The sequence below is a fragment of the Escherichia sp. MAL-1 genome, from assembly GCF_052948035.1.
Window position 1 is genome coordinate 935,667 of record NZ_CM129609.1, and the last position, 22,873, is coordinate 958,539.

General features: G+C 51.5%; 23 protein-coding genes and 1 other RNA gene. 16 read left to right on the forward strand and 8 right to left on the reverse strand.

Translation table 11 applies throughout. The features are described from left to right. Positions 1–5: 5 nt before the first annotated feature. The 9 genes from fumE to srsR all read left to right on the forward strand — a co-directional run bounded on the left by fumE (position 6) and on the right by srsR (position 8,924). Positions 6–515 carry a fumarase E gene (fumE, locus tag ACU8XX_RS04625; RefSeq protein WP_000224146.1) on the forward strand — a complete coding sequence of 170 codons (510 nt, stop codon included), beginning with the start codon at positions 6–8 and terminating at the stop codon, positions 513–515. Beyond that, positions 512–1,225, forward strand: a complete 714-nt coding sequence (locus ACU8XX_RS04630) for a nucleoside/nucleotide kinase family protein (protein WP_000687705.1) — start codon at positions 512–514, stop codon at positions 1,223–1,225. Before fumE ends, ACU8XX_RS04630 begins: the two co-directional genes overlap by 4 nt. A gap of 284 nt (positions 1,226–1,509) precedes the next feature. Beyond that, positions 1,510–2,529: an erythrose-4-phosphate dehydrogenase gene (gene epd, locus ACU8XX_RS04635; RefSeq protein ID WP_000218480.1), complete on the forward strand. Its 1,020-nt coding sequence runs from the start codon at positions 1,510–1,512 to the stop codon at positions 2,527–2,529. A gap of 49 nt (positions 2,530–2,578) precedes the next feature. Beyond that, positions 2,579–3,742, forward strand: coding sequence for a phosphoglycerate kinase (gene pgk / locus ACU8XX_RS04640; RefSeq protein ID WP_000111269.1), 1,164 nt, complete (start codon positions 2,579–2,581; stop codon positions 3,740–3,742). 214 nt (positions 3,743–3,956) lie between these two features. Then, the gene (gene fbaA / locus ACU8XX_RS04645) at positions 3,957–5,036 is read left to right on the forward strand and encodes a class II fructose-bisphosphate aldolase (protein WP_000034372.1); all 1,080 of its coding nucleotides are present in this window, start codon (positions 3,957–3,959) and stop codon (positions 5,034–5,036) included. A 357-nt stretch (positions 5,037–5,393) separates the two neighbouring features. After that, on the forward strand, positions 5,394–6,254 hold the full coding sequence (gene mscS, locus ACU8XX_RS04650; protein WP_000389818.1) for a small-conductance mechanosensitive channel MscS: 861 nt from the start codon (positions 5,394–5,396) through the stop codon (positions 6,252–6,254). Between the two features lie 138 nt (positions 6,255–6,392). Next, complete coding sequence (gene argO, locus ACU8XX_RS04655; RefSeq protein ID WP_000493352.1) at positions 6,393–7,028, forward strand: arginine exporter ArgO; 636 nt, start codon at positions 6,393–6,395, stop codon at positions 7,026–7,028. 92 nt (positions 7,029–7,120) lie between these two features. Next, positions 7,121–7,861 carry an oxidative stress defense protein gene (locus ACU8XX_RS04660; RefSeq protein WP_000669834.1) on the forward strand — a complete coding sequence of 247 codons (741 nt, stop codon included), beginning with the start codon at positions 7,121–7,123 and terminating at the stop codon, positions 7,859–7,861. Positions 7,862–8,027: 166 nt separating this feature from the next. Continuing rightward, complete coding sequence (gene srsR / locus ACU8XX_RS04665; protein WP_000350807.1) at positions 8,028–8,924, forward strand: LysR family transcriptional regulator SrsR; 897 nt, start codon at positions 8,028–8,030, stop codon at positions 8,922–8,924. On the opposite strand, the gene scpC is transcribed toward srsR, so the two are convergent. The 5 genes from scpC to argP all read right to left on the reverse strand — a co-directional run bounded on the left by scpC (position 8,921) and on the right by argP (position 15,448). Then, a complete protein-coding gene (gene scpC, locus ACU8XX_RS04670; protein ID WP_000449965.1) occupies positions 8,921–10,399 on the reverse strand; it encodes a propionyl-CoA:succinate CoA transferase in 1,479 nt (492 codons plus the stop codon). The two genes, srsR and scpC, sit on opposite strands and share 4 nt — an antisense overlap. A 23-nt stretch (positions 10,400–10,422) precedes the next feature. After that, the gene (gene scpB, locus ACU8XX_RS04675; RefSeq protein ID WP_000122080.1) at positions 10,423–11,208 is read right to left on the reverse strand and encodes a methylmalonyl-CoA decarboxylase; all 786 of its coding nucleotides are present in this window, start codon (positions 11,206–11,208) and stop codon (positions 10,423–10,425) included. Between the two features lie 10 nt (positions 11,209–11,218). Then, positions 11,219–12,214 carry a methylmalonyl Co-A mutase-associated GTPase MeaB gene (gene meaB / locus ACU8XX_RS04680; protein WP_000606525.1) on the reverse strand — a complete coding sequence of 332 codons (996 nt, stop codon included), beginning with the start codon at positions 12,212–12,214 and terminating at the stop codon, positions 11,219–11,221. After that, the gene (gene scpA, locus ACU8XX_RS04685) at positions 12,207–14,351 is read right to left on the reverse strand and encodes a methylmalonyl-CoA mutase (protein WP_000073223.1); all 2,145 of its coding nucleotides are present in this window, start codon (positions 14,349–14,351) and stop codon (positions 12,207–12,209) included. Before scpA ends, meaB begins: the two co-directional genes overlap by 8 nt. A 203-nt stretch (positions 14,352–14,554) precedes the next feature. Further along, complete coding sequence (gene argP, locus ACU8XX_RS04690) at positions 14,555–15,448, reverse strand: DNA-binding transcriptional regulator ArgP (protein WP_000828351.1); 894 nt, start codon at positions 15,446–15,448, stop codon at positions 14,555–14,557. 141 nt (positions 15,449–15,589) lie between these two features. Between argP and ACU8XX_RS04695 the strand changes: the two genes are divergently transcribed. From ACU8XX_RS04695 to ibsC, 4 genes are all read left to right on the forward strand, one after another. Further along, positions 15,590–15,820 carry a hypothetical protein gene (locus ACU8XX_RS04695; RefSeq protein ID WP_001322018.1) on the forward strand — a complete coding sequence of 77 codons (231 nt, stop codon included), beginning with the start codon at positions 15,590–15,592 and terminating at the stop codon, positions 15,818–15,820. A 55-nt stretch (positions 15,821–15,875) separates the two neighbouring features. Next, on the forward strand, positions 15,876–16,535 hold the full coding sequence (rpiA, locus tag ACU8XX_RS04700) for a ribose-5-phosphate isomerase RpiA (protein ID WP_000189743.1): 660 nt from the start codon (positions 15,876–15,878) through the stop codon (positions 16,533–16,535). Between the two features lie 255 nt (positions 16,536–16,790). Continuing rightward, the gene (gene serA / locus ACU8XX_RS04705) at positions 16,791–18,023 is read left to right on the forward strand and encodes a phosphoglycerate dehydrogenase (protein WP_001151604.1); all 1,233 of its coding nucleotides are present in this window, start codon (positions 16,791–16,793) and stop codon (positions 18,021–18,023) included. Positions 18,024–18,251: 228 nt separating this feature from the next. Next, positions 18,252–18,311, forward strand: coding sequence for a type I toxin-antitoxin system toxin IbsC (gene ibsC / locus ACU8XX_RS04710; RefSeq protein ID WP_010723220.1), 60 nt, complete (start codon positions 18,252–18,254; stop codon positions 18,309–18,311). Between the two features lie 100 nt (positions 18,312–18,411). Here the strand turns inward: ibsC and ACU8XX_RS04715 are convergent, their stop codons facing one another. The 3 genes from ACU8XX_RS04715 to zapA form a co-directional block, all read right to left on the reverse strand. Next, positions 18,412–19,014 carry a 5-formyltetrahydrofolate cyclo-ligase gene (locus ACU8XX_RS04715; RefSeq protein WP_000192742.1) on the reverse strand — a complete coding sequence of 201 codons (603 nt, stop codon included), beginning with the start codon at positions 19,012–19,014 and terminating at the stop codon, positions 18,412–18,414. A 20-nt stretch (positions 19,015–19,034) separates the two neighbouring features. Continuing rightward, positions 19,035–19,218: non-coding RNA, 6S RNA (ssrS, locus tag ACU8XX_RS04720), on the reverse strand. Positions 19,219–19,259: 41 nt separating this feature from the next. Further along, on the reverse strand, positions 19,260–19,589 hold the full coding sequence (gene zapA, locus ACU8XX_RS04725; RefSeq protein ID WP_001276008.1) for a cell division protein ZapA: 330 nt from the start codon (positions 19,587–19,589) through the stop codon (positions 19,260–19,262). 167 nt (positions 19,590–19,756) lie between these two features. Between zapA and ygfB the strand changes: the two genes are divergently transcribed. The 3 genes from ygfB to ubiH are packed head-to-tail and all read left to right on the forward strand — an operon-like array spanning position 19,757 to position 22,861. Next, the gene (ygfB, locus tag ACU8XX_RS04730) at positions 19,757–20,335 is read left to right on the forward strand and encodes a UPF0149 family protein YgfB (protein ID WP_001295378.1); all 579 of its coding nucleotides are present in this window, start codon (positions 19,757–19,759) and stop codon (positions 20,333–20,335) included. 25 nt (positions 20,336–20,360) lie between these two features. Next, positions 20,361–21,686, forward strand: a complete 1,326-nt coding sequence (gene pepP / locus ACU8XX_RS04735; RefSeq protein ID WP_001290123.1) for a Xaa-Pro aminopeptidase — start codon at positions 20,361–20,363, stop codon at positions 21,684–21,686. Then, entirely contained in the window at positions 21,683–22,861 is a 1,179-nt protein-coding gene (gene ubiH / locus ACU8XX_RS04740) for a 2-octaprenyl-6-methoxyphenyl hydroxylase (RefSeq protein WP_000111199.1), read from the forward strand. Before pepP ends, ubiH begins: the two co-directional genes overlap by 4 nt. Positions 22,862–22,873 lie beyond the last annotated feature (12 nt).

Below are 22,873 nucleotides of genomic sequence, written 5' to 3' on the forward strand. Positions count from 1 at the left end.
GACCAATGGCGACGCTGACAGAAGATGATGTGCTTGAGCAACTGGATGCACAGGACAATTTATTTTCATTTATGAAAACTGCGCATACCATTTTGCTCCAGGGGATACGCCAGTTTCTGCCGTCGCTGTTTGTCGATAACGATGAAGAGATCGTGGAATATGCAGTGAAGCCGTTACTCGCCCAAAGCGGCCCGCTTGACGATATTGATGTTGCACTGCGTTTGATTTATGCGTTGGGGAAAATGGATAAATGGTTGTACGCCGATATCACGCATTTTTCCCAGTTCTGGCATTACCTGAACGAACAGGATGAAACGCCCGGATTTGCCGATGACATGACCTGGGATTTTATCAGCAACGTCAATAGCATAACCTGCAATGCGACGCTCTATGACGCGTTGAAAGCGATGAAGTTCGCCGATTTCGCCGTCTGGTCAGAGGCGCGTTTTAGCGGAATGGTCAAAACGGCGCTGACGCTGGCAGTAACGACCACCTTAAAGGAATTAACGCCGTGAAAATTGAATTAACGGTGAATGGGCTGAAGATACAGGCACAGTACCAGAACGAAGAGATTGAAAATGTACATAAACCGTTGCTGCACATGTTGGCGGCCTTACAGACGGTAAATCCGCAGCGGCGTACGGTGGTTTTTCTTTGCGCTCCGCCGGGGACGGGTAAATCAACCCTAACCACCTTCTGGGAATATCTCGCGCAACAAGACCCGGAACTGCCCGCTATTCAGACGCTCCCGATGGATGGTTTTCACCATTACAATAGCTGGCTGGATGCGCATCAATTGCGCCCCTTCAAAGGCGCACCAGAGACATTTGACGTTGCGAAACTGACGGAAAATCTGCGCCAGGTCGTGGAAGGGGATTGTACGTGGCCGCAGTACGATCGACAAAAGCATGATCCTGTTGAAGATGCGTTGCACGTTACCGCACCACTCGTCATCGTCGAAGGAAACTGGTTGTTACTGGATGATGAAAAGTGGCTGGAGTTGGCATCTTTCTGCGATTTTTCTATTTTTATTCATGCACCTGCTCAAATTCTGCGGGAGCGCTTGATTAGTCGTAAAATTGCGGGAGGATTAACGCGGCAAGTAGCCGAAGCATTTTATGCCCGCACCGATGGCCCCAATGTCGAGCGTGTGCTGATGAATAGCCGTCAGGCCAATCTGATAGTAGAGATGACTGAAGAAGGCCGGTATCACTTCACAAGCTGACAATTTATTCCAGTTATTGTAGGGTTATTATTACGCCAGCCTGGAATAAAGCTTCCCACAAAAGGGGATAAAAGTGTGATGTGAGTCAGATAAATGTCTTCTTCGGCTGGACAAACATTCCTTTTATTCCACGTTTCGCTTATCCTAGCTGAAGCGTTTCAGTCGATTAAATGTTCGACAATTAACCAATCAGTCGCAGTTTGCGACAGGTAAGGTTTCCCCGGACGATTTGCTGGATTACTCTGTCTGGCAAATTTGCTCAGGGAAAACCTTGCAGGAGATCTATGACCGTACGCGTAGCGATAAATGGCTTCGGTCGCATCGGGCGTAATGTGGTTCGTGCTTTGTATGAATCCGGACGCCGGGCGGAAATTACCGTGGTGGCAATCAACGAACTGGCGGATGCTGCGGGCATGGCGCATTTGTTGAAATATGACACCAGCCATGGCCGTTTTGCATGGGAAGTACGACAGGAACGCGATCAACTTTTTGTTGGTGATGACGCCATCCGCGTATTGCATGAACGTTCACTGCAATCGCTCCCCTGGCGTGAACTTGGCGTTGATGTAGTCCTCGACTGCACCGGCGTATATGGCTCCCGCGAGCATGGCGAAGCGCATATTGCCGCCGGGGCCAAAAAAGTGCTCTTTTCACATCCTGGCAGTAACGATCTCGACGCGACCGTTGTTTACGGCGTCAATCAGGATCAACTTCGTGCGGAACACCGCATCGTTTCTAACGCTTCCTGTACCACGAATTGCATAATTCCCGTCATCAAATTGTTAGATGATGCGTACGGTATTGAGTCCGGCACTGTGACCACAATTCACTCCGCCATGCACGATCAACAGGTTATTGATGCATACCATCCTGACCTGCGTCGCACCCGGGCAGCCAGCCAGTCGATCATTCCGGTCGATACTAAACTGGCCGCCGGTATCACACGATTTTTTCCGCAATTTAACGATCGCTTTGAAGCGATTGCGGTACGTGTGCCAACCATAAATGTGACGGCAATCGATTTAAGCGTGACGGTGAAGAAACCTGTAAAAGCCAATGAAGTCAACCTGTTGCTGCAAAAAGCAGCACAAGGTGCATTTCATGGTATAGTTGACTATACGGAATTGCCGTTGGTCTCTGTAGATTTTAACCACGATCCGCACAGTGCCATTGTCGATGGCACCCAAACCCGGGTCAGTGGCGCACACCTGATCAAAACGTTGGTCTGGTGCGATAACGAATGGGGCTTTGCTAACCGAATGCTCGACACGACGTTAGCTATGGCTACTGTTGCTTTCAGGTAAGACGCAAGCAGCGTCTGCAAAACTTTTAGAATCAACGAGAGGATTCACCATGTCTGTAATTAAGATGACCGATCTGGATCTTGCTGGGAAACGTGTATTTATCCGTGCGGATCTGAACGTACCAGTAAAAGACGGGAAAGTAACCAGCGACGCGCGTATCCGTGCTTCTCTGCCGACCATCGAACTGGCCCTGAAACAAGGCGCAAAAGTGATGGTAACTTCCCACCTGGGTCGTCCTACCGAAGGCGAGTACAACGAAGAATTCTCTCTGCTGCCGGTTGTTAACTACCTGAAAGACAAACTGTCTAACCCGGTTCGTCTGGTTAAAGATTACCTCGACGGCGTTGACGTTGCTGAAGGTGAACTGGTTGTTCTGGAAAACGTTCGCTTCAACAAAGGCGAGAAGAAAGACGACGAAACCCTGTCCAAAAAATACGCTGCACTGTGTGACGTGTTCGTAATGGACGCATTCGGTACTGCTCACCGCGCGCAGGCTTCTACTCACGGTATCGGTAAATTCGCTGACGTTGCGTGCGCAGGCCCGCTGCTGGCAGCTGAACTGGACGCGCTGGGTAAAGCACTGAAAGAACCTGCTCGCCCGATGGTGGCTATCGTTGGTGGTTCTAAAGTATCTACCAAACTGACCGTTCTGGACTCCCTGTCTAAAATCGCTGACCAGCTGATTGTTGGTGGTGGTATCGCTAACACCTTTATCGCGGCACAAGGCCACGATGTGGGTAAATCCCTGTACGAAGCTGACCTGGTTGACGAAGCTAAACGTCTGCTGACCACCTGCAACATCCCGGTTCCGTCTGATGTTCGCGTAGCAACCGAGTTCTCTGAAACTGCACCGGCTACCCTGAAATCTGTTAACGATGTGAAAGCTGACGAGCAGATCCTGGATATCGGTGATGCTTCCGCTCAGGAACTGGCTGAAATCCTGAAGAATGCGAAAACCATTCTGTGGAACGGTCCGGTTGGCGTGTTCGAATTCCCGAACTTCCGCAAAGGTACTGAAATCGTGGCTAACGCTATCGCAGACAGCGAAGCGTTCTCCATCGCTGGCGGCGGCGACACTCTGGCAGCAATCGACCTGTTCGGCATTGCTGACAAAATCTCCTACATCTCCACTGGCGGCGGCGCATTCCTCGAATTCGTGGAAGGTAAAGTACTGCCTGCAGTAGCGATGCTCGAAGAGCGCGCTAAGAAGTAAAAAATCACAGGGCAGGGAAACCTGCCCTTGTTTCAGCGCGCTTTTAGAGCACGCAATTTTTCATACTCTAAATAATTCGAGTTGCAGGAAGGCGACAAGAGAGTGAATCCCCAGGAGCTTACATAAGTAAGTGACTGGGGTGAGCGAACGCAGACGCAGCACATGCAACTTGAAGTATGACGAGTATAAGGCCCGACGATACAGGACAAGAGACATGTCTAAGATTTTTGATTTCGTAAAACCTGGCGTAATCACTGGTGATGACGTACAGAAAGTTTTCCAGGTAGCAAAAGAAAACAACTTCGCACTGCCAGCAGTAAACTGCGTCGGTACTGACTCCATCAACGCCGTACTGGAAACCGCTGCTAAAGTTAAAGCGCCGGTTATCGTTCAGTTCTCCAACGGTGGTGCTTCCTTTATCGCTGGTAAAGGCGTGAAATCTGACGTTCCGCAGGGTGCTGCTATCCTGGGCGCGATCTCTGGTGCGCATCACGTTCACCAGATGGCTGAACATTATGGTGTTCCGGTTATCCTGCACACTGACCACTGCGCGAAGAAACTGCTGCCGTGGATCGACGGTCTGTTGGACGCGGGTGAAAAACACTTCGCAGCTACCGGTAAGCCGCTGTTCTCTTCTCACATGATCGACCTGTCTGAAGAATCTCTGCAAGAGAACATCGAAATCTGCTCTAAATACCTGGAGCGCATGTCCAAAATCGGCATGACTCTGGAAATCGAACTGGGTTGCACCGGTGGTGAAGAAGACGGCGTGGACAACAGCCACATGGACGCTTCTGCACTGTACACCCAGCCGGAAGACGTTGATTACGCATACACCGAACTGAGCAAAATCAGCCCGCGTTTCACCATCGCAGCGTCCTTCGGTAACGTACACGGTGTTTACAAGCCGGGTAACGTGGTTCTGACTCCGACCATCCTGCGTGATTCTCAGGAATATGTTTCCAAGAAACACAACCTGCCGCACAACAGCCTGAACTTCGTATTCCACGGTGGTTCCGGTTCTACTGCTCAGGAAATCAAAGACTCCGTAAGCTACGGCGTAGTAAAAATGAACATCGATACCGATACCCAATGGGCAACCTGGGAAGGCGTTCTGAACTACTACAAAGCGAACGAAGCTTATCTGCAGGGTCAGCTGGGTAACCCGAAAGGCGAAGATCAGCCGAACAAGAAATACTACGATCCGCGCGTATGGCTGCGTGCCGGTCAGACTTCGATGATCGCTCGTCTGGAGAAAGCATTCCAGGAACTGAACGCGATCGACGTTCTGTAAGATATTCCTTTCTGCTTATCTCAAGGCCCGCTCTGCGGGTCTTTTTTTCGCCAAAAGCAAAATTGCCTGATGCGCTACGCTTATCAGGCCTACACGTATCCTGCAATATATTGAATTTGCAGGTTTTTGTAGGCCGGATAAGGCGTTCACGCCGCATCCGGCATGACAAAGCGCACATTGATATCTGTCTGAGCCCCGCTCTGCGGGGATTTTTTCGCCAAAAGCAAGGTGATTCAGATGAGAAATCTGTGATCTATTTGGCAAAATTATGCTTTATTGTTTACCCTTGTCAGACTGCCCGTCATAAGGCGGCGGAGTGTATTTCTCCATTTTGAGTCAGTTGAAAAGGAATATTGAATGGAAGATTTGAATGTTGTCGATAGCATAAACGGCGCGGGAAGCTGGCTGGTAGCTAACCAGGCGCTGCTGCTAAGTTATGCAGTAAACATCGTGGCGGCACTCGCGATCATCATCGTTGGTTTGATTATCGCGCGGATGATTTCCAACGCGGTGAATCGCCTGATGATCTCCCGTAAAATCGATGCCACTGTTGCTGATTTTCTTTCTGCATTAGTCCGTTACGGTATTATCGCCTTTACGCTAATCGCTGCACTGGGACGCGTGGGTGTACAAACCGCGTCAGTCATTGCTGTACTCGGTGCCGCAGGCTTAGCTGTTGGTCTGGCTTTGCAGGGGTCACTGTCTAACCTGGCCGCTGGCGTGTTACTTGTCATGTTCCGCCCGTTCCGTGCCGGAGAATATGTTGACCTGGGCGGCGTAGCCGGTACTGTGCTGAGTGTGCAGATTTTCTCCACCACCATGCGTACTGCAGACGGTAAAATTATCGTTATTCCGAACGGTAAAATTATTGCCGGAAATATTATTAACTTCTCCCGCGAGCCAGTTCGCCGTAACGAATTTATTATTGGCGTGGCGTATGATTCCGATATCGATCAGGTTAAGCAGATCCTGACCAATATTATCCAGTCTGAAGATCGCATTTTGAAAGATCGCGAAATGACTGTGCGCCTGAACGAACTTGGTGCATCGTCGATTAATTTCGTGGTCCGCGTCTGGAGCAACAGCGGCGATCTGCAAAACGTGTACTGGGATGTGCTGGAGCGTATTAAACGTGAATTTGATGCCGCCGGTATCAGCTTCCCGTACCCGCAAATGGATGTGAACTTTAAGCGGGTGAAAGAAGACAAAGCTGCGTAATCAACGCTGAGGCCAGATAATACTCTCTGGCCTCTCTCTTATTACTTTTTCTGATTGCCAATTAATATTATCAATTTCCGCTAATAACAATCCCGCGATATAGTCTCTGCATCAGATACTTAATTCGGAATATCCAACGTGTTTTCTTATTACTTTCAAGGTCTTGCACTTGGGGCGGCTATGATCCTACCGCTCGGTCCACAAAATGCTTTTGTGATGAATCAGGGCATACGTCGTCAGTACCACATTATGATTGCCTTACTTTGTGCTATCAGCGATTTGGTCCTGATTTGCGCCGGGATTTTTGGTGGCAGCGCGTTATTGATGCAGTCGCCGTGGTTGCTGGCGCTGGTCACCTGGGGCGGCGTAGCCTTCTTGCTGTGGTATGGTTTTGGCGCTTTTAAAACAGCAATGAGCAGTAATATTGAGTTAGCCAGCGCCGAAGTCATGAAGCAAGGCAGATGGAAAATTATCGCCACCATGTTGGCAGTGACCTGGCTGAATCCGCATGTTTACCTGGATACTTTTGTTGTACTGGGCAGCCTTGGCGGGCAACTTGATGTGGAACCAAAACGCTGGTTTGCACTCGGGACAATTAGCGCCTCTTTCCTGTGGTTCTTTGGTCTGGCTCTTCTCGCAGCCTGGCTGGCACCGCGTCTGCGCACGGCAAAAGCACAGCGCATTATCAATCTGGTTGTGGGATGTGTTATGTGGTTTATTGCCTTGCAGCTGGCGAGAGACGGTATTGCTCATGCACAAGCCTTGTTCAGTTAGGCGCTATCTGATGGAAAAATAAAACAGAGGCGCTAAGCTTGCCTCCAGAGGTCCTGAATTTTGGGCAAGTCAATTAACACGGAGAGACTAACGTGAAGTTCAAAGTTATCGCCCTGGCGGCATTAATGGGTATTAGCGGGATGGCAGCGCAGGCTAACGAATTGCCGGATGGACCGCATATTGTCACCTCCGGTACGGCAAGCGTGGATGCGGTGCCAGACATTGCCACTCTTGCGATTGAAGTTAACGTGGCCGCGAAGGATGCCGCTACTGCCAAGAAACAGGCAGATGAGCGCGTCGCACAATACATTTCCTTCCTTGAACTCAATCAGATCGCGAAAAAAGATATCAGCTCAGCGAACTTACGCACCCAGCCAGATTATGATTATCAGGATGGTAAAAGTATCCTTAAAGGCTACCGCGCTGTGAGAACGGTGGAAGTCACGCTCCGTCAGTTAGACAAACTGAATTCCTTGCTGGATGGCGCGCTGAAGGCGGGTCTTAACGAAATTCGTTCTGTGTCGCTGGGCGTGGCGCAGCCGGATGCCTATAAAGACAAAGCGCGTAAGGCAGCGATTGATAACGCGATTCATCAGGCGCAGGAACTGGCGAACGGCTTTCATCGTAAACTGGGGCCGGTATATAGCGTGCGCTACCATGTTTCCAACTATCAGCCCAGCCCAATGGTGCGGATGATGAAAGCCGATGCCGCGCCGGTGTCCGCCCAGGAAACTTACGAGCAGGCCGCTATTCAGTTTGATGATCAGGTCGATGTGGTCTTCCAGTTAGAACCTGTGGATCAACAACCCGCTAAAACACCTGCAGCACAATAATATTTGTAGCCCGACGTATTCGTCGGGCTAATGCCTTTACCCGATATTGCCTCCTTTTTCTGTAATTTTCTGTAAAACCATGACGTAATCACCTATCTTTGCTCGCGGTTTCATCAAGGATAGGCTGACTGAAACGGTTAAGCGGACAAGGATGCGGGGGAGGGGGATGGACATTTTTATTTCGAAAAAGATGCGCAATTTCATTTTATTAGCGCAAACCAATAATATTGCCCGGGCGGCAGAAAAAATCCATATGACGGCTTCGCCATTTGGTAAAAGCATTGCCGCGCTGGAAGAACAAATTGGCTATACGCTATTTACCCGCAAAGATAATAATATCAGCCTCAATAAAGCCGGACAGGAACTGTATCAAAAACTGTTCCCGGTTTATCAACGGCTTTCTGCGATTGATAATGAAATCCATAACTCAGGGCGTCGTTCACGAGAAATTGTGATTGGCATAGATAATACTTATCCGACAATTATTTTCGATCAGTTGATTAGTCTCGGAGATAAGTATGAAGGCGTGACCGCCCAGCCAGTTGAGTTCAGCGAAAATGGCGTTATCGATAATCTTTTTGACCGCCAGTTAGATTTTATTATCTCCCCACAGCATGTATCTGCACGAGTTCAGGAACTGGAAAACCTGACTATCAGTGAACTACCACCGCTGCGATTAGGCTTTCTCGTTTCTCGCCGTTATGAAGAGCGACAAGAGCAAGAGCTGCTTCAGGAGCTGCCCTGGCTACAAATGCGCTTTCAGAACCGGGCCAACTTCGAAGCAATGATTGATGCGAATATGCGACCTTGTGGGATCAATCCAACCATTATTTATCGTCCCTACAGTTTTATGGCCAAAATCAGCGCCGTGGAGCGCGGACATTTTCTGACGGTGATCCCGCATTTTGCCTGGCGACTGGTGAATCCGGCAACGCTGAAATATTTTGATGCACCGCACAGGCCGATGTATATGCAGGAATATCTTTATTCAATCAGAAATCATCGTTATACCGCCACGATGCTTCAGCATATTGCTGAAGATCGTGACGGGACGAGTCATTAACCCAGCATCGAGCCGGTTGCAATTAAATTACGGTGTAAGTCGAAGACGTGGCTAAGATCGTGGTGAATATGTCCGCCAGGCGCATTTTCCAGATAGCGATGCAGATAATCCCGATACATAGGATGTGCACAATTATCAATGATAGTGCGGGCGCGTTGAAGCGGGGAAAGACCGCGCAGATCGGCGATCCCTTGTTCGGTGATGATCACTTTGACGCTGTGTTCGCTGTGATCAACATGGCTGCACATTGGCACGACGGTTGAGATCTTGCCTTCTTTAGCAATCGACGGGGCCATAAAGATCGACAGATACGCGTTGCGTTCAAAATCACCGCTGCCGCCGATGCCGTTCATCAGATCGACCCCGGCTACGTGTGTTGAGTTGGCATGCCCGTAAATATCAAACTCCAGGCCGACGTTCAGAGCGATGACGCCCAGACGACGGATGATTTCCGGGTTATTGGAAATCTCCTGCGGACGCAACACAATGCGGCTGGCAAAGTAATCCATATTGTCGTAAATCTTGCGCAGGGAATCGGCCGAGATTGTCAGGCTGGAGGCGCTGGCCCCGCTGATTTTGCCGGTTTCCAGTAAATGCACCACCGATTCCTGTAGCACTTCCGAATACATCATAAACGGAGGAATTACCGGGTTTTCCCCCAGACGCGCCATTACCGCATTATTGATATTGCCCACGCCACTTTGCAGCGGCAGAAATTCCGGCGGAATACGCCCATGCGCCATTTCCTGCAATAAGAACGTGACCACGTTATCGGCAATCTGCTGGCACATGGGATTTTGCTTATCCAGCATATTACCGGCGTCGGGCAAGTTGGTTTCCACGACGGCGACAATCTTTTTCGGATCGATTTGCACATAGCGGGTACCGACGCGATCCATTGCATGGAAGATCGACACGCTATTGCGCCGCGGTGGCGCGCCAGGAATCACAATATCCGCCAGTTCTGCAACGCGCGGATCGTGATAGTGATTGAGTTCAATGATCACTTTCTTCGCCCGCAGCAGCCAGGTCGGCGCATTACCGATCCCGCTGGTTAACCAGACTCGACCATCCGGTGCCAGTGCCGATGCTTCAATGACGGCAACATCAATGTCGCCGAAGAAACCGTAATTGACCATTTGCGCCACTTCGCTCAAATGCAGGTCAACGAAACTCACCGCGCCCTGATTGATCTTTTTACGTAAACCGGACGATGTTTGATATGGCGCACGCCAGGAAACAGCATCGGCGTCAGAAAGTACATCGTCAGCGGCGGCGCTGATTGACGCACCCGTCAGAAGGCGAATTTGATACGGCTTTTTGGCCTCATGCTGTTCGTTAGCTCTGCGGGCAATCGCGGTGGGTAGGGCTTTCGGCGAACCCGCCGGGGTAAAGCCGCTAAATGCCACCATGTCGTTATGCTGGATAATTTCTGCCGCTTCATTGGCGGTCATCCTTGTCCACTGAGTTTCCATTTTTACTCCTTCGTTCGCAGGGATTAATGACCAACGAAATTAGGTTTACGTTTTTCGAGGAAAGCGTTCATCCCTTCCTGGTAATCTTCGCTGTCATACACCGCGCGGCGCATCCCCTGAATACGTTCAAATTCATCGGAGTTCATGGTGTGTGCTTCGCCCAGTACACGCAGCTCTTCTTTGATAACGGCAATGGCTAACGGCGCTTTCTCAGAGATGTGGTGCGCCATTTGTAAGGTGAAATCTTCCAGTTCTTCCACTTCCACAACATGGTTGAGGATGCCGACAGCCAGCGCGCGCTGGGCGGTGATTGGCGAAGCGGTAAAAATCAGCTCTTTGACAATGTGGAAGCCCGCGTCGCGGGTCAGGTTGTGAATGCCGACCAGGTTATACGGGACGCCGAGGTTTACAGGCGTCATTGAGAAGGTTGAGGTACTGGCGGCGATGATCAGATCGGAACTCATGATCATTTCAAATGCGCCACCCCAAACACTACCTTCCACCATCGAAATGATCGGTTTCGGGAATTTTTGGATCATGCGGGTGATTTGACGCAATGGATCATCATAGGAGAGCGGATCGCGACCGCCAGACGGCAGTTCGTGAATATCGTGACCTGCGGAGAAGACTTTGGATCCACTCGGTGCGCGCAAAATGATACAGCGAATTTCCGGCCGGTTGAGATCGCTTAACGCCTGCATAAGATCATCAATAAAGACTTTACTTAAGGCATTAAGTTTTCGGCCATAGTTAAACTCAATGACCGCCACTTTGTTGATAGTGACAACGTTAACATACTGATAAGACATAAAAATTCCTTTAATCAAAATATTGCGTCTGGATAAATTCACTGAGCTGCCGCAGGCCGGTGCGCGGTGAGAGCGTATTGTTTTTGACCGCTAAAAGCGTCTGGCGGTAATAGCGATCGAAATCTTCATTCGCGAACAGGTGATTCAGTACTTCTTCTTCGGTCTGCTTACGCAGCCATTCCACCGATTGTTGTTGCCGCACTTGTTGTAAACGACCACTGGCAGTTAGCGCGGTTTTGAAGTCGATGATGGCGTGCCAGATCTCATCGATTCCACGTTTTTCCAGTGCGCTACAAGTCAGAACCCGTGGCTGCCATTCGTCGTATTTACGTCGCAGAATATGCAGGGCACTCTCGTACATATGCCGGGCAATGGCGACATTGGTATGGTTATCGCCATCGTCTTTGTTGATAACGATCAGATCAGCCACTTCCATCAGCCCTTTTTTAATGCCCTGCAGATCATCGCCGCCACCGGCAATTTGCAACGAGATAAAACAGTCCACCATGCGGGCGACTTCTGTTTCCGACTGCCCGACGCCAACCGTTTCGACAATCACTACGTCATAACCCGCTGCTTCGCATAACAGCATTAATTCCCGCGCTCGCTGACTGGCACCGCCCAGATGACCGGAGGATGGTACCGGGCGAATAAACGCCGCTTCGGCACGCGCCAGGTCATTCATGCGGGTTTTATCCCCGAGAATGCTACCGCCAGTGACCGGGCTGCTGGGATCGACCGCAATAACCGCGACCTTTAATCCCTCTCGAATCAACAACATGCCAAAGGCCTCAAGAAAGGTACTTTTCCCCGCGCCGGGGGTGCCGGTAACGCCCAGTCGCAGGGTGTTACCGCAGTACGGCATAATGGCATCAAGCAGCTGCGTACTTAGTGCCTGATGACGCGGGTGACGGCTTTCCACCAGCGTCATGGCCTGGGCGAGTGTGGCACGCTCACCCTGACGTAAGCGGCGAATACTTTCTGCCAGCGTGGCTTCATTAATCATGATGCTGGCTTATCAGATTCAGTACGTCGCGCACACTGTCGAGCATAGGTGTACCTGGACCATAAATCGCCGCCACGCCGCGCTCTTGCAGGAAGGCGTAATCCTGCGGCGGAATGACGCCACCCGCGACCACGCAGATATCTTCGCGTCCCCATTTTTTCAGCGCTTCGACCAGTTCCGGGATCAGCGTTTTATGACCGGCAGCCAGTGAGGATGCGCCCACTACGTGAACGTCGTTTTCTACGGCCAGGCGGGCGATCTCTTCAGGTGTAGAGAACATCGGGCTTAAATCTACGTCGAAACCGAGATCGGAATAGGCGCTGGCGATCACTTTCGCGCCGCGATCGTGTCCATCCTGGCCCATCTTAGCGATCAGAATGCGCGGGCGACGACCATTGTCGGCAAGGAACTGCTCCGTTTGCGCAACAATGGCATCGAACTCGGAGGCCGATTTCTCAGACTGATGATAGCTTTGCGCAATCACGCCGGTAACACACTGGCTTGGCACCAGATAACGGTCGAAAGCGACTTCCAGCGCATCGGAAATTTCACCCAGGGTGGCGCGAACGCGAGCGGCATTAACAGCGGCAGCCAGCAGGTTTTCGTTATGCTGTGCGGCGTGAGTCAGGGCGTTCAACGCGGCGGTTACGGCGGCATCATCACGGGTGGCGCGAATGCGTTCCAGCGAAGCAATTTGCTCGTTACGCACCATCACGTTGTCGATCTCAAGTACATCGGTTTCGTCTTCGTGATCCAGTTTGTACTTGTTGACACCAACGATGACACGCTTGCCCTGGTCGATCAGCGACTGTTCGCGCGCTGAGGCCTCTTCGATCATTCGTTTTGGCAGACCTGCTTCGATCGCTTTCGCCATGCCACCGGCTTCGTCGATCTGTTGGATAATAGCTCTGGCTTGTTTGACGATTTGATCGGTCAGCGACTCAATGTAATAGGATCCGGCCAGTGGATCGACGGTGCGGCAGAGTTCTGATTCTTCCTGGATGATGATCTGGGTGTTGCGGGCAATGCGTGCTGAGAAATCGGTAGGCAAACCAAGCGCTTCGTCAAAGGCGTTGGTATGCAGTGACTGAGTACCGCCCAGCGTCGCAGCCAGCGCTTCAATGGTGGTGCGGATAACGTTGTTATACGGATCCTGTTCAGTCAGGCTCCAGCCTGAGGTCTGGCAGTGGGTACGCAGCGCCAGTGATTTCGGGTCCTGTGCGCCAAATCCACTGACCGCTTCGCTCCATAAATAACGTGCCGCACGCAACATGGCGACGTTCATAAACAGATCCATGCCGATGCCGAAGAAGAACGACAGGCGAGGAGCGAAGTCATCAATTTTCAGTCCGGCAGAGATTGCTGCTTTGATGTACTCAATCCCATCAGCGAGCGTAAATGCTACCTGCTGCACGCAGTTGGCACCCGCTTCACCCATGTGGTAACCGCTGATACTGATGGTATTAAATCGCGGCATGTTGCCGGAACACCAGGCGATGATGTCGGCGATAATGCGCATTGACGGTTTTGGTGGGTAAATATAGGTGTTGCGGCAGAGGTACTCTTTGAGAATATCGTTTTGAATGGTGCCGGTCAGTTTATCAGGTGTAACACCTTGCTCTTCTGCGGCGACGATATAAAACGCCAGTACTGGTAGCACTGCGCCATTCATGGTCATCGAAACCGACATTTTATCCAGCGGGATCTGGTCGAACAGGACTTTCATATCTTCCACGGTGTCGATAGCGACGCCCGCTTTGCCGACGTCGCCCGCCACGCGCGGGTTATCGGAGTCGTAGCCACGGTGGGTGGCAAGGTCAAACGCAACGGAAAGACCTTTTTGCCCGGCGGCCAGGTTACGGCGATAAAAAGCGTTGGACTCTTTTGCTGTTGAAAAACCAGCATACTGACGGATGGTCCACGGTTGGGCGGTATACATAGTGGCACGCGGGCCACGAACGTAGGGCGGCAAACCAGGAAGGGTACCTGTCACCTCCAGATTATCGAGATCGGCTTCGGTATACAGCGGCTTGATGGCGATCCCTTCCGCGGTTTGATGAACCAGCGAGTCGACAGTTTTCTCCCGACGGCTCAATTCCTTGTTGGCAAGCTGTTGCCACTCCTGCACGTTAGACATTATTTGCTCCGTAAAACGCAATCAAAATGAGGGTATTTGCGCCTACGGTGAGCTTTTTACGTGGGTTTGTCGCCAGCAAAAAAAATGCATTCAGACGTCGTTTTTTGCCGCCTGAGATTTGTCTATTTTGTGATGTGATTCAAGGAATACAAAAAGAAGTGAGGACAACGCCTGATATGTGCTATCAGGCATTATTTGATGGATTAATCCTGACGAAGGACTTTGTGACCATAATCGAGTAACGCATCAGTGACTTTACGCATCATGCGGCTTTCAGGAGCAAAGCGGTGCCAGTAGAGCATCCGTCGTTGAAATAGCCCAGGCGTTAAGTCAATCAGTTCACCGCTGGCCAGCTCTTTCTCGATTTGCAGGTGCGGGATCATACAGCAGGTGGTGCCCTGGCGAGCAAGTTGTACGAACGCTTCTGAAGAATTAACGATATGGCAGGGCACGCTGCCTGGAGGCAGATCGAAGTTTTGCTGCAAAAAGGCCTGGTGCATATCGTCAAGATGGTCAAACGCGACCACTGGCGCTTTCAGTAATGCCGAACGCGTTACGCCGTTAGGGAAATATTTTTCGGCAAAGGGTTTTGAGCTGACGAACAGATAGTCGAGCGCACCAAGTTTATCGACAAGACAACTCGGCAGCGCCTGATGTTGAATACTCACCGCGCCGACCACTTCGCCGCGGCGCAGACGTTCCTGAGTGCGGGTTTCATCTTCTACCTGCAAGTTGAGGCGGATAGGCGAATCAGCCAACACAGGAGCCAGTGCAGGAAGCAACCACGTCGCCAGACTGTCGGCGTTGACCGCCAGTGAAAGCAGCAGCGGAGTCGAACCGGTTTGTTCATCGCCCAGCCACTCTTCTTCCAGCAACTCCACCTGGCGCAGCAGTGCCAGCAGTTTTTGCCCTTGTTCCGTCGGGCGCGGCGGTACGGTACGCACCAACAGCGGCTGCCCGAACATATTTTCCAGTTGCTTAATGCGCTGTGAGACGGCTGATTGTGTAATGCACAGCTTTTGTGCCGCGCGCTCAAATCCTCGTTCACGTATCACCGCATCCAGTGCCTGTAATGTTCTGTAGTCCGGGCGTTTCATTGCTGTTGTCTGCTCCTGGTAAATGCTTTTTCCTGCACTATGACACAATTTTGTGTCAGGTTGCATATACCGAAGCCGTCGGCGGGTAACATTTGTATTCGTGGTTAAACGCGCAGCTTAAAAGATCAGGGATTTGCGCTAATGCATTTCGCTCAGCGAGTTCGCGCCCTGGTTGTGTTGAATGGCGTGGCGTTATTGCCTCAATTTGCCTGTAAACAGGGGCTTGTGAACGGTGAACTGGTGCGCCTGTTTGCTCCGTGGAGCGGCATACCCAGATTGTTGCATGCCTTATTTGCGGGGCGAAAGGGGATGCCTGCCATTGCGCGATATTTTATGGATGAGTTAACCACGCGGCTTGCCAACGGGGTCTGAATCGCTTTTTTTGTATATAATGCGTGTGAAATTTCATACCACAGGCGAAACGATCATGACGCAGGATGAATTGAAAAAAGCAGTAGGATGGGCGGCACTTCAGTATGTTCAGCCCGGCACCATTGTTGGTGTAGGTACAGGTTCCACCGCCGCACACTTTATTGACGCGCTCGGTACAATGAAAGGCCAGATTGAAGGGGCCGTTTCCAGTTCAGATGCTTCCACTGAAAAACTGAAAAGCCTCGGCATTCACGTTTTTGATCTCAACGAAGTCGACAGCCTTGGCATCTACGTTGATGGCGCAGATGAAATCAACGGCCACATGCAAATGATCAAAGGCGGCGGCGCGGCGCTGACCCGTGAAAAAATCATTGCTTCGGTTGCAGAAAAATTTATCTGTATTGCAGACGCTTCCAAGCAGGTTGATATTCTGGGTAAATTCCCGCTGCCAGTAGAAGTTATCCCGATGGCACGTAGTGCAGTGGCGCGCCAGCTGGTGAAACTGGGCGGTCGTCCGGAATACCGTCAGGGCGTGGTGACCGATAATGGCAACGTGATCCTCGACGTCCACGGCATGGAAATCCTTGACCCGATAGCGATGGAAAACGCCATAAATGCGATTCCTGGCGTGGTGACTGTTGGCTTGTTTGCTAACCGTGGCGCGGACGTTGCGCTGATTGGCACACCTGACGGTGTCAAAACCATTGTGAAATGATCTGACGGGGGAACCTCCCCCGTTAAAAAAATTCTCTTCATTAAATTTGGTGACATGTGTCACGTTTTTACCTGGCTATTGTTGATTGCTCTAAATAAATCTTCTAAACCAGCATATTCATCCAAGAATTACCTTTGCGTGATATTTCCTCAACATCGCGACGCAAACGTTCATATTGCCGCAATATTATTTTTTGATATGTTGAAAGGCGGACGCAAATCCGCACACAACATTTCAAAAGACAGGATTGGGTAAATGGCAAAGGTATCGCTGGAGAAAGACAAGATTAAGTTTCTGCTGGTAGAAGGCGTGCACCAAAAGGCGCTGGAAAGCCTTCGTGCAGCTGGTTACACCAACATCGAATTTCACAAAGGCGCGCTGGATGATGAACAATTAAAAGAATCCATCCGCGATGCCCACTTCATCGGCCTGCGATCCCGTACCCATCTGACTGAAGACGTGATCAACGCCGCAGAAAAACTGGTCGCTATTGGCTGTTTCTGTATCGGAACAAACCAGGTTGATCTGGATGCGGCGGCAAAGCGCGGGATCCCGGTATTTAACGCACCGTTCTCAAATACGCGCTCTGTTGCGGAGCTGGTGATTGGCGAACTGCTGCTGCTATTGCGCGGCGTGCCGGAAGCCAATGCTAAAGCACACCGTGGCGTGTGGAACAAACTGGCGGCGGGTTCTTTTGAAGCGCGCGGCAAAAAGCTGGGTATCATCGGCTACGGTCATATTGGTACGCAATTGGGCATTCTGGCTGAATCGCTGGGAATGTATGTTTACTTTTATGATATTGAAAATAAACTGCCGCTGGGCAACGCCACTCAGGTACAGCATCTTTCTGACCTGCTGAATATGAGCGATGTGGTGAGTCTGCATGTACCAGAGAATCCGTCCACCAAAAATATGATGGGCGCGAAAGAAATTTCACTAATGAAGCCCGGCTCGCTGCTGATTAATGCTTCGCGCGGTACTGTGGTGGATATTCCGGCGCTGTGTGATGCGCTGGCGAGCAAACATCTGGCGGGGGCGGCAATCGACGTATTCCCGACGGAACCGGCGACCAATAGCGATCCATTTACCTCTCCGCTGTGTGAATTCGACAACGTCCTTCTGACGCCACACATTGGCGGTTCGACTCAGGAAGCGCAGGAGAATATCGGCCTGGAAGTTGCGGGTAAATTGATCAAGTATTCTGACAATGGCTCAACGCTCTCTGCGGTGAACTTCCCGGAAGTCTCGCTGCCACTGCACGGTGGGCGTCGTCTGATGCACATCCACGAAAACCGTCCGGGCGTGCTAACTGCGCTCAACAAAATTTTTGCCGAGCAGGGCGTCAACATCGCCGCGCAATATCTGCAAACTTCCGCCCAGATGGGTTATGTAGTTATTGATATTGAAGCCGACGAAGACGTTGCCGAAAAAGCGCTGCAGGCAATGAAAGCTATTCCGGGTACCATTCGCGCCCGTCTGCTGTACTAATTCCCCTTCTCTGAAAATCAACGGGCAGGTCACTGACTTGCCCGTTTTTTTATCCCTTCTCCACACCGTTGCCGCGTTGCGCATTCTACTTTGCGAGTCTGCTCCAGAAAATAAATCAAAGTCAGATCAATGCGTTGTGTTTATTTAATGGGGATTTACGATGGCAGGGCAGCATGGGGCTGTAACGGTAAAGCCCTCACCGAAGCGAGGGCTTGAAGGAGAAGGGTTATGATGCGACTTGTCATCATACTGATTGTACTGTTACTCATAAGTTTCAGCGCTTATTAACAGTCAGTCTCAGGGGAGGAGCAATCCTCCCTTACCCTTACTCACTAAATTAGGTCAAAGAATCAACGATGTCAATCAGGGCGATGCAGGTGTGTCGCCCTTACCACTCCCAGACTTTCGACGGTGTAACCACCGCAGGCAGTGGGATATCCCACTCTTCAACGGGGAGTTTTTCCACCAACTGACAATCATGCGCATAACCCACCGGTTGCATTTTATAGTGCTGCCAGTTTTGTAAGGTCCGATCATAAAAACCTCCGCCCATTCCCAGGCGCTGACCGTACTCATCAAAGGCGACCAGGGGGGTGATCAGGACGTCTAATCGGGAAAGGGGGAGCACGTCACGCACATCCAATTTTGGCTCATGGATCTTCAACCTGTTCATCACCAGTTCGCTTTGCGGATGGTAATTCAGGAACAGCAAATTACCGGCACTAAAGGGATGCAAAACTGGAAGATATACGCGCTTACCGGCGCGCCAGAGTTGTTCTATGAGTGGCTGGGTGTCGAGTTCGCCATCAAAAGAGAGGAATACAGCGACCGTATGTGCCATCACCACCGGGGGATAAGTCATCATCCGGGTAGCGGCTTGTTGACCCATTTCCTGCTGTTGTTCCGGCGTTAACGCACGACGACGTTGCCGAATCATTTTGCGGATTTCTTGTCGGGATAATATCAGTGGGAGTTCTGGTAGTTGCGTCATGGCTGGTGCCAGATAAGAAGGGAATCTCCGAGATGCCGCCGCAGGCTGTAACCCTTGAACCCTTGGTTCAAGGTGAATGTGTCGTCGCAGTTTTAAGGCTTCTCGGACGGACCGAGCATGCTCACCAACCGCGGAGCGCCACATTCTTGTGGTATGAAATATCGGCTCAGGGGACTGGCCCGCTTGCGAACATCTCAGAGAAATTTTGTCTTCACGGTTACTCTACCACAGTAAACCGAAAAGTGTCATTCAAAGTTTTGGTTAGTTTTTTCGGTGATGCGACCTTGTTCAAGTAACGCTTGTTCTATGGTCTGCTGCAGCATCCGAATACGCTGTTCCATACTTGCCGCGTAGTCACGAGTCTTCGCTTTTTCTTGCGCTAACTCATAGCTGATATTCAATGCGGCAATGAAGACCAACTGTTCAGTATTTGTGACTCTAGTGCGTTCTTTCAGATCTTGCAACCGTTGGTTCAGATCGTCCGCTGCCTGATTCAACGCATCCCTTTGGTCAGGCGGGCAGTTCACACGCAGTGAACGGCCAAAAATTTGGATATCGACGGGTTGTGCAGACATGCCACCTTCCTGCTGATTGACTGCGCTGCCTTCGTCTTTAGACCCATGGTCTGCGAAGGGGCGACACTATAGCTACCCTGATGAGAAGAGACAAGCCCTTTTCTGGTCCACCAGGGCCCAAAGTGGTAGCATATCATGAATATTCCTCCCTTTGACGACGAATGCTTATGTCTATACAGAACGAAATGCCTGGTTACAACGAAATGAACCAGTATCTGAACCAACAAGGGACGGGTCTGACCCCAGCTGAGATGCATGGTTTAATCAGCGGGATGATATGTGGCGGTAACGATGACAGCTCATGGCTACCGCTACTTCACGACCTGACGAACGAAGGCATGGCTTTCGGTCATGAGCTGGCACAGGCACTGCGTAAAATGCACTCTGCCACCAGCGATGCCCTGCAGGATGACGGCTTCCTTTTTCAGCTTTATCTGCCTGATGGCGATGATGTCAGCGTTTTCGATCGGGCTGATGCATTGGCAGGTTGGGTCAATCACTTCCTGCTTGGTCTTGGCGTTACGCAACCGAAGCTGGATAAAGTGACCGGCGAAACCGGTGAAGCTATCGACGATCTGCGTAACATTGCGCAACTGGGTTACGACGAAGACGAAGATCAGGAAGAGCTTGAAATGTCGCTTGAAGAGATCATCGAATACGTTCGTGTTGCCGCGCTGTTATGCCACGACACCTTTACTCATCCGCAACCGACCGCGCCAGAAGTACAAAAACCGACTCTACACTAAAAACAAAAAACGTAAGGAGAGTGTTATGAGTGAGATATCCCGGCAAGAGTTTCAGCGTCGCCGTCAGGCCCTGGTGGAGCAAATGCAACCCGGCAGCGCCGCGCTGATTTTTGCTGCACCAGAAGTAACACGTAGCGCCGACAGCGAATACCCCTATCGTCAGAACAGTGACTTCTGGTACTTCACCGGCTTTAACGAACCGGAAGCGGTGCTGGTGCTGATTAAAAGCGATGACACTCATAACCACAGCGTTCTGTTTAACCGCGTTCGCGACCTGACGGCGGAGATCTGGTTTGGCCGTCGCTTAGGCCAGGATGCCGCGCCAGAGAAACTGGGCGTTGACCGCGCACTGGCATTCAGCGAAATCAATCAGCAACTTTATCAACTACTTAACGGCCTGGATGTGGTTTACCATGCCCAGGGCGAATATGCATATGCTGATGAAATCGTGAACAGTGCGCTGGAAAAACTGCGTAAAGGTTCGCGGCAAAATCTCACCGCACCGGCAACGATGATCGACTGGCGTCCTGTTGTTCATGAAATGCGCCTGTTCAAATCGCCAGAAGAGATTGCCGTACTCCGCCGCGCGGGAGAAATCACCGCCATGGCACATACCCGGGCGATGGAAAAATGCCGTCCGGGAATGTTCGAGTACCATCTGGAAGGCGAAATTCACCACGAATTTAACCGCCACGGTGCGCGCTATCCGTCCTATAACACCATTGTCGGCAGCGGTGAAAACGGCTGCATTCTGCACTACACCGAAAACGAGTGTGAAATGCGCGACGGCGACCTGGTGTTGATTGACGCGGGTTGCGAATACAAAGGTTACGCTGGCGATATTACCCGCACCTTCCCGGTCAACGGCAAATTCACCCAGGCCCAGCGTGAAATCTACGACATTGTGCTGGAGTCTCTCGAAACCAGCCTGCGCCTGTATCGTCCGGGAACTTCCATTCTGGAAGTCACTGGTGAAGTGGTGCGCATCATGGTTAGCGGCCTGGTAAAACTCGGCATCCTGAAAGGTGATGTTGATGAACTGATCGCTCAGAACGCCCATCGTCCTTTCTTTATGCATGGCCTTAGCCACTGGTTAGGACTGGATGTCCATGACGTTGGCGTTTATGGTCAGGATCGCTCGCGCATTCTGGAACCGGGGATGGTACTGACCGTAGAGCCTGGTCTGTATATCGCGCCGGATGCGGATGTGCCAGAACAATATCGCGGTATCGGCATTCGTATTGAAGACGACATTGTGATTACCGAAACCGGTAACGAAAACCTCACCGCCAGCGTGGTGAAAAAGCCGGAAGAAATCGAAGCGTTGATGGCTGCTGCGAGAAAGCAATGAGCGTAATCATCGTCGGTGGCGGCATGGCGGGCGCGACGCTGGCGCTGGCTATTTCCCGGTTAAGTCACGGGGCGCTGCCGGTACATTTGATTGAAGCGACTGCGCCAGAGTCACATGCTCATCCGGGCTTTGATGGACGAGCGATAGCGCTGGCGGCGGGTACCTGTCAGCAACTGGCGCGCATCGGCGTCTGGCAATCTCTGGCGGATTGCGCAACTGCCATCACCACCGTGCATGTCAGCGATCGTGGTCACGCTGGATTTGTCACCCTCGCCGCAGAAGATTACCAACTGGCGGCGCTGGGACAGGTTGTCGAATTGCACAATGTCGGGCAACGGCTGTTTGCATTGCTGCGTAAAGCACCTGGCGTAACGCTGCATTGCCCTGATCGCGTGGCTAACGTTGCCCGTACTCAGAGTCACGTTGAAGTGACGCTGGAGAGTGGCGAGACGCTGACGGGCCGCGTGCTGGTAGCCGCTGATGGCACCCATTCAGCGTTAGCCACCGCGTGCGGCGTTGACTGGCAGCAGGAGCCTTACGAACAACTGGCAGTGATTGCCAACGTTGCTACTTCTGTTGCGCACGAAGGCCGCGCTTTTGAACGCTTCACGCAACATGGCCCGCTGGCGATGTTGCCGATGTCTGACGGACGCTGTTCGCTGGTCTGGTGTCATCCACTGGAACGGCGCGAAGAGGTGCTGTCGTGGAGTGACGAGAAGTTTTGCCGTGAGCTCCAGTCGGCCTTTGGCTGGCGACTTGGAAAAATTACCCACGCCGGTAAACGCAGTGCTTATCCGCTGGCGTTAACCCGCGCCGCCAGAGCTATTACCCATCGTACCGTGCTGGTGGGCAATGCGGCGCAAACCCTGCACCCGATTGCCGGGCAAGGGTTCAACCTCGGTATGCGAGATGTGATGAGTCTTGCGGAAACCCTGACTCAGGCGCAGGAGCGCGGAGAAGACATGGGGGATTACGGCGTATTGTGCCGTTATCAGCAGCGTCGACAGAGCGATCGCGAAGCAACCATCGGCGTCACGGACAGCCTGGTACATCTTTTTGCCAACCGTTGGGCACCGCTGGTTGTCGGGCGCAACATAGGACTGATGACGATGGAATTATTCACCCCGGCACGCGATGTGCTGGCGCAGCGCACCCTCGGTTGGGTGGCGCGTTGAAGGCGGTTTTAA